Raw genomic sequence first — 6225 nt, forward strand, 5'->3', positions numbered from 1 at the left:
CGCTCGCGGTAGTCGACCGGGTCGAAGCGCGGCGGCCGGCCGCCGCGGGAGCCGAGCTTCTGGCGGTTGCGGGCCTGGTCGGCCTTGTCGGGGATGGTGCAGCGAATGCCGCGGCGGCGCAGGTAGGCGCGGTTCTTGCGGGAGGCATACGCCTTATCCGCCCGCACCCGGTCGGGGCGGACGCGTGGCCGGCCCGGCCCGATGCGGGGCACGCGGACCTTTGCCAGCACGGGCTCGAACTGTGGCGAGTCCCCGCGCTGCCCGGCCGTGATCACAATCGACAGGGGCTTTTGGCCCTGCTCGACGGCCAGGTGCAGCTTGGTGGTGAACCCGCCGCGTGAACGTCCCAGTCCGTGATCTCCGGGCTCGGTGAACACACCGCCCGGTGGCTCCTTCTGCAGGTCACCCTGCTTGCGGGCCCCGGCCGCATGCTGATGGGCACGGCAGACTGTGGAGTCGACGCTCAGGTCCCACGTAATCGCGCCTCTCGCGTCGGCCAGGGACTGGAGCCGGGACACGATGCGGTGCCATGTGCCGTTCCGCTGCCACCGGCGGAACAAGTCATAGACCCGGCCCCACGGCCCGTACTCGGCGGGCACGTCCCGCCACGGAACACCGGTCCGAACCCGAAACCGTATACCGTCGATCAGCCGCCGCCGAGGCCAGACAGACGGCCGCCCCGCCTTGGCCCCCTTCGGCAACAACGGCTCCAGAACCGCCCACTGCTCGTCCGTGAGATCTCCCCGCCCCATGAACCGTGATCATTCACGGTCCAAGATCCACTTTCGATGCACGCCCTAGTGCCGCATCAGGCAACGTTCGCCCTGTCGACGACGGCGCGTAAGCGCTGGTCGTCAGCGTGGCGGTTTCGCCAGATGATGTAGCGGCGGATCATGCTGCCCTGCTCATTGTGGCTGGCGTGGTCGGTGCCGTTGAGGGTGAAGTAGCGCAGGGCGGTGAACTGGGCCTCAATGCGGTTGAGCCAGGAGCTGTTGGTCGGGGTGTAGGCCATCTCGACGTTGTTTGCCGCAGCCCAGGTGCCGACGCGCTGGCACTTCTTCGTGGTCAAGTGCGGGGAGAAGTTGTCGCTGACGATCGCGATCCGCACCTCTCGTGGGTAGAGCGTGCGGAGGTAGCGGCAGAACTCCAGGAACTGGGTCCGCCTCTTGATCGGCTTTATGTGGCCGTAGAGCTTGTCCTTGGTCAGGTCCAGGGCGGCGAACAGATGCCGGACCCCGCCGTAGCGGTTGTAGGTCGCCCGGCGCCGTCGGCGGGGCTCGCGGTCGGGGTCCTTGTGCTTGCCTCCGCGTTCGGCCCACTGTCGGCCCGGGTGGGGCATCAGGTTGAGCGGCCCGAACTCGTCCATGCAGAAGATGACTTCGGGTTCGCCGTCCTCGGGTATTACCTCGCCGTCGGCGATCGCGTAGGGGTGCTCGACGCGGGCCTTTTTGGCCGCATAGTCCGGATCGCGGGAGGTCTTCCAGGTCTTCAGGCGTTGAAAGGAGACGCCTTCCTCTCGGAGCAGGATGCGCAGGCCCTCGTGGCTGATGTCGTCGGCCACCCCCTCGGCGACCAGGAAGTCCGCCAGCTTGGTCAGGCTCCAGGTCGAGAACGGCAGCTCGTGCTCGGTGGGCTTGGACTTGGCGATCTTCTTGATCTCGCGTCGTTCCGGCAGAGTGAACGTCTTCGGCCGACCACCGGAGTACTTCGGATACAGCGAGTCGAAGCCGTCCGTGTTGAAATTGTGGATCACATCTCTGACCCGGTCGGCGCTGGTGAACGATACCTCGGCGATCCTCGCCACCGGCATGCCCTGCGCGGACAGCAGAACCATCTGGGCCCGCCGCCAGGTCACCACCGACCCAGTGCCCCGGCGGATGATCCGCAGCAACCGCCGACCCTCGTCACCATCGATCTCACGAACCCGCACACGTCCAGCCACGTGATCATCCTGACCCGGTCGCCGTGCGGGGAAGCGTCCACGCGGCGAACTGTCACGAGGCAGACATTGTCAGCGCACGGGTCAGTTCAGCGTCGTATTGATCGGCGTCGAAGTGAAAAATCGGAGGGCGCGCCTCACCAACGGGCACCTGCCAGTCGGACCACTCCACGATCCCGCCGTGACGCTGTACGAACATGGACAGGTAGCCACAGCATCCGCCCGTGCACTCGGGCTCACCCAGCACTACACGTCGTCCCTCGCCGGTTGCCCAGAGGGGACCCTGGCCATCGGCCGGCAATGCCTCCTCGGCAAACGGGCCGCGGCCTCCCTCTCCGATCGAGGCCGCCACCACTTCCTCGCCATCGATCCGGAAAGACAACTGGGCAGCCCATCGGGGGCCTGGTGGCAACACACTGATCTCAAGCCGATTGAGCACCCAAACACCCTACGGGAGTACTGACAGCCTCAGTTCCGTTCCTACGACCGGATACCGACCATCAGGCAACGTCCGAAGAAGCGAACGTTGCCTGATGCGGCACTAGTTCGGATAAGACCAGCTCGGTGCCCTCGGCCTGGTCCTCAACGCCATCGTGCTCTGGACCACGCGCTACATCGACGCCGCCATCGCCCAGCTCCGCGCCGAGGGCCACGAGATCCGGGATGAGGACATCGCCCGCCTCTCCCCCCTCAAGCACCGCAACCTGAACCTGCTCGGCCGCTACAGCTTCACCGCCTCCACCCCGGCCGCAGGCGCCCTGCGGCCCCTGCGAGACCCGGATGCGCCGGAGCTGGACGAGGACGACGACGGGGGTGGGCAGGATTAAGGGTGGCCGACCAGGGTGGTGCTGAGCTTGCGGGCCCTTGCCCTAGTCAGGCGCTTCGCGGCGGTGACGGTCCGCTGCCTGGGAGCCCGCGACTTGATGGCCGACGGAAGGTGAGGGAATTGCCCGGTGCGATGGTGATCAGTGAAGAGGTAGGGCCGGTTCGCCATCAGAGGCCAGCGGAAGTTCGGGATTACTCCTTGTCTGGCGGGACGTCGGCAGGTCCCGGGAGCGCCGGATCGGGGAGAAGAGCAGGATCAGTGCGGCGAGCGGGACCCCCGCTGTCGTGATGGCCATGGCGGTGCGAAGGCCGAGTACGGTTCCGAGCACGCCGCCGAGCAGTGCTCCGATGGGGATCGCTCCGTAGCTGAGGAATGCAGTGCTTGCGGTGAGACGGCCGAGGAGATCCGGCGGGCAGTAGCGTTGCTGGAAGCTCGCCTTGATGATGTTGCCGGCGACGACACCTGCGGAGACGCTGAAGCCACCTGTCACAAAGAGCAGGATCCCGGCTCCGCCGACGGTCAGCGGGATGAGCAGACCAAGTGTGGGAAGTCCCAGTTCGAACAGCAATGTCGCGCGGGCCGTGCCGATCCGGTGAGCGACCCGGCGTGCGGCGAATGCCTCGGCTACGCCTCCGGCACTGGTCGCCGCGATGAGTACACCGACCGTCCCCGGGGTCAGGCCGGCGCTCCGGACCAGAAAGACCACCTGGATTGACTGGTATCCCATAAGAGCCAGGTTGGAGGCGGCTCCGAAAAGTGTGAACGTGCGGAACCAGGGGTCGTAGGCGATCAGCCGCAGGCCTTCGCGGACTTCACTGACCAGTGAAGTGGGGCGGTGTTCGGTTCTGGTGATGCGTGGCTCGCGATGTCGGATGCCTGCGATGCACAGAAGGGAGACGAGGAATGTCGCGGCGTTGGCGAACATCCCGTTCACCGCACCTGCCAACTGTGCGATCAGGCCGCCGGAGCCGAGCCCGGCAATCTGCGCGGCGGATGCACTGCCGTGCAGTTTGGCGTTGCCCTCGGGCTGGTCATCGGGTTCCAGAATGGTGGGGAGATAGGCGGTGTAGGCGGTCTGGAAGAACACCGCTGCCGTGCCCGTCAGCAGGGCGACGGCCAGCAGCAGTCCGATACTCAGCCGGCCGGACCACGCGGCGACCGGGACGCTGGCGAAGAGTATGAGGGAGACTGCGGCGGCGGCCAGCATGATCGGTCTGCGGCGCAGCCGGTCCACCCAGGCACCGACCGGAAGACCGATGATCAGCCAAGGGGCCCAGGCGGCGGCGCTCAGCAGGCCGACCTCGAACGTGCTGGCGTGCAAGGTGGAGACGGCGACCAGCGGCATCGCCACCCCGGTGACGGACGCGCCGAACTTGCCGGCGGTCTCGCCGCACCACAGCAGGCGGAAATCTCGGTGGCTACGCAGGAGGCCACCGCGTATGCCGTAGCTCATGCGGAGCCACGCTCCTTGCGGGGGAACGACTGGAGCTGCACGACGACAGGGAGCGCGTCCGGAGCGGGCTCGGCGTCCGGAGCAGGGGTATGGCGGGCGATGACAGCCATCAGTTCCGCGTTGAGTGCCTCCAACTGCTTTGGAGTCATCCGCAGGTCACTCCAGTCCGAGACAGTGCCAGCGCTCCGCCACGTGTCGTCCCAGTCCTCGCCGATGTAGTTCACGACCCGACTGAAGTGCTGCTGCAGCAGTTCGTGCAGGTAGACCGACAGCGCGCCCCGGGTGTCGGGATCGTCGCGGAAATCGGCAGTGTTCAGCTCATTGGAGACGTCGACCCTTCTCCACCAGCGCTCGCGTTTCGTGCCCCGTCCGGTTTCCTCCATGATGAAGCCGTGTTCGGCGAGGTGGCGCAGGTGCCAACTGATGGTGCCGGTGTTCTCCCCAAGGCGTTCGGCGAGTCTGGTGGCGGTAGCGGGGCCGTCCAGGCTGAGCAGTTCAAAGATGTTCATCCGCAGCGGGTGGGCCAGCCCTCGCAGGCTGCGCGCATCGAGGCGCCGGGTGGGCTTGGCGGACTGTGATGTGCGTTCGGGTTCGTCGGACATGCCAACAGCGTAGGTTGCAGAGTTTCCTCTGCATAGGAGACTCTGCAGAGGTATCTCTGCCACTGCAAGGCGTCGCTGTCGGCGGGCGGGCGAGACGGGACAACCGTGCAAGCCGTGTGGCCACAGAAGTGACGGACGGCGTTTCTCATAAACGTTCATTTGTGATCGCGCAGGAAGGTAGGGATCTCGTCGCGGGTCGGGTAGTTCGGCAGGGGTGCTGGCTTGTCCTGAAGGAACGCGGTGATGACGGCGGCGGCCCGACCGTTGTTGTCGTCGAGGCCGTTCCACATGTGGTGTCCGACTCCGGGCATGTACTGCGTGCGCTGGATGGCGGGGTCATTGGCAAGGACGGTGGTCTCCCATTGACGGACCTGGGAGGAGCACTCGGCGATCATCAGCATCGCGGGGGTCCTGGACTGCCTCAGTTGTGAGGCGATGGAGGGCGAGCCCTTGACCGTCTGCTGGATGCGGAGGCTGGCGGCGGGGCTGAAGGAGAAGTTCTGTGCGGTGTCCTCGGCGGGGATGCGGTGCGCGTCGCGAGCGCAGTAGGCGGATGCGGTGTCGCTGCCGAGGTCGGCGGCGGTGAAGGCGTTGTCGCCTTCGGCCTGTCCGATCAGTCCGGTGTCGGGGCTGAGGAGTCCGAGTCGCATGAGGCCGAATGCCACGGCGTACCGGGGGACGTGTGTCGATCGCGGTCCGGTTGGGGCCGGCGCGAGGCCGCGTGCGGATTTTCGGCCCTTGTGACCGGTGATGTGTGCGGTGGGGCCGTCCATGGGGCCGGGCTCGGCGATGATCGCCCGGTGCATGCGTGCGGCGACGCTCGGGTCGGCCAGGGCTCGGGTGAGCACGGCCCCGCCTGAGGAGAAGCCGAGGATGTCGACCTTGCCATTGTTCAGGCGGTCGATGAAGGCGGCGAGGTCGCTGACTGACCTGGCAACCGTGTACTGGCCCATGGGGAGCAGGTCGCTTCGTCCGCCACCGGCCTGTTCGTAGGCGTAGACGTCGTAGCCCTGGCGTGCCAGGAGTTGCAGGAACCGGTGGTCGAGCACCGAGATGCCACGGACCGGTCCGCCGTTGAGATACACGAGCGGGATGGGATGCCGGGGGCTGGGGTGCGCGGGTGGGTAGTGGTACACCGCGACCGGGCTGCCGGTGGACAGGCCCCAGTGCTGCGTGGTCACGAACGGCAGGGCGGGCGGGTACCGCCGGGCCGTCGGCATGGTCGGAACGCAGACCGACGCCGTCAATGCTGCCGCGACAATCACCGGCAGGAACAGCACGAGCCGCGTCGGCCGACTGCGGCGCCGACCCCGCCACATCGCGAGGGCAGCCCCGACTCCAAGGGTCGGCAACCATGCGGCGAGCCCTGAGCCTGCCCCGTCCGTGAGGGCGATCAGCGCGAGAA

Annotated in this window: 5 protein-coding genes and 1 pseudogene; 1 reads left to right on the forward strand and 5 read right to left on the reverse strand. The window is 67.0% G+C overall.

Annotation, left to right across the window (positions count from 1 at the left end):
• Both ACOZBY_RS21705 and ACOZBY_RS21710 read right to left on the reverse strand, forming a co-directional pair.
• The coding region (locus ACOZBY_RS21705; protein ID WP_422762671.1) for an IS5 family transposase at positions 1–752 on the reverse strand (752 nt) is incomplete at its 3' end.
• Positions 753–808: 56 nt separating this feature from the next.
• Positions 809–1942 carry an IS630 family transposase gene (locus ACOZBY_RS21710; protein WP_422762672.1) on the reverse strand — a complete coding sequence of 378 codons (1134 nt, stop codon included), beginning with the start codon at positions 1940–1942 and terminating at the stop codon, positions 809–811.
• Positions 1943–2493: 551 nt separating this feature from the next.
• Here ACOZBY_RS21710 and ACOZBY_RS21715 point away from each other — a divergent pair.
• Positions 2494–2766, forward strand: a pseudogene (locus tag ACOZBY_RS21715) (Tn3 family transposase); the annotation flags it as partial.
• Between the two features lie 138 nt (positions 2767–2904).
• On the opposite strand, the gene ACOZBY_RS21720 reads toward ACOZBY_RS21715, so the two are convergent.
• The 3 genes from ACOZBY_RS21720 to ACOZBY_RS21730 all read right to left on the reverse strand — a co-directional run.
• The gene (locus tag ACOZBY_RS21720) at positions 2905–4218 is read right to left on the reverse strand and encodes an MFS transporter (protein ID WP_422762673.1); all 1314 of its coding nucleotides are present in this window, start codon (positions 4216–4218) and stop codon (positions 2905–2907) included.
• Positions 4215–4820 carry an ArsR/SmtB family transcription factor gene (locus ACOZBY_RS21725; RefSeq protein WP_422762674.1) on the reverse strand — a complete coding sequence of 202 codons (606 nt, stop codon included), beginning with the start codon at positions 4818–4820 and terminating at the stop codon, positions 4215–4217. Before ACOZBY_RS21725 ends, ACOZBY_RS21720 begins: the two co-directional genes overlap by 4 nt.
• Before the next feature lie 155 nt (positions 4821–4975).
• Positions 4976–6225: alpha/beta fold hydrolase (locus ACOZBY_RS21730; protein ID WP_422762675.1), on the reverse strand; the 1250-nt coding region annotated here is incomplete at its 5' end.

The sequence above is a fragment of the Lysinibacillus sp. NPDC056220 genome, from assembly GCF_049315265.1.
Lineage (GTDB): Bacteria > Bacillota > Bacilli > Bacillales_A > Planococcaceae > Lysinibacillus > Lysinibacillus pinottii.

Bases quoted from the DNA above. Each gene is read 5' to 3' on its own strand.
- ACOZBY_RS21725 (WP_422762674.1), bottom strand. From the start codon at position 4,820: ATGTCCGACGAACCCGAACGCACATCACAGTCCGCCAAGCCCACCCGG.
- ACOZBY_RS21720 (WP_422762673.1), bottom strand. From the start codon at position 4,218: ATGAGCTACGGCATACGCGGTGGCCTCCTGCGTAGCCACCGAGATTTC.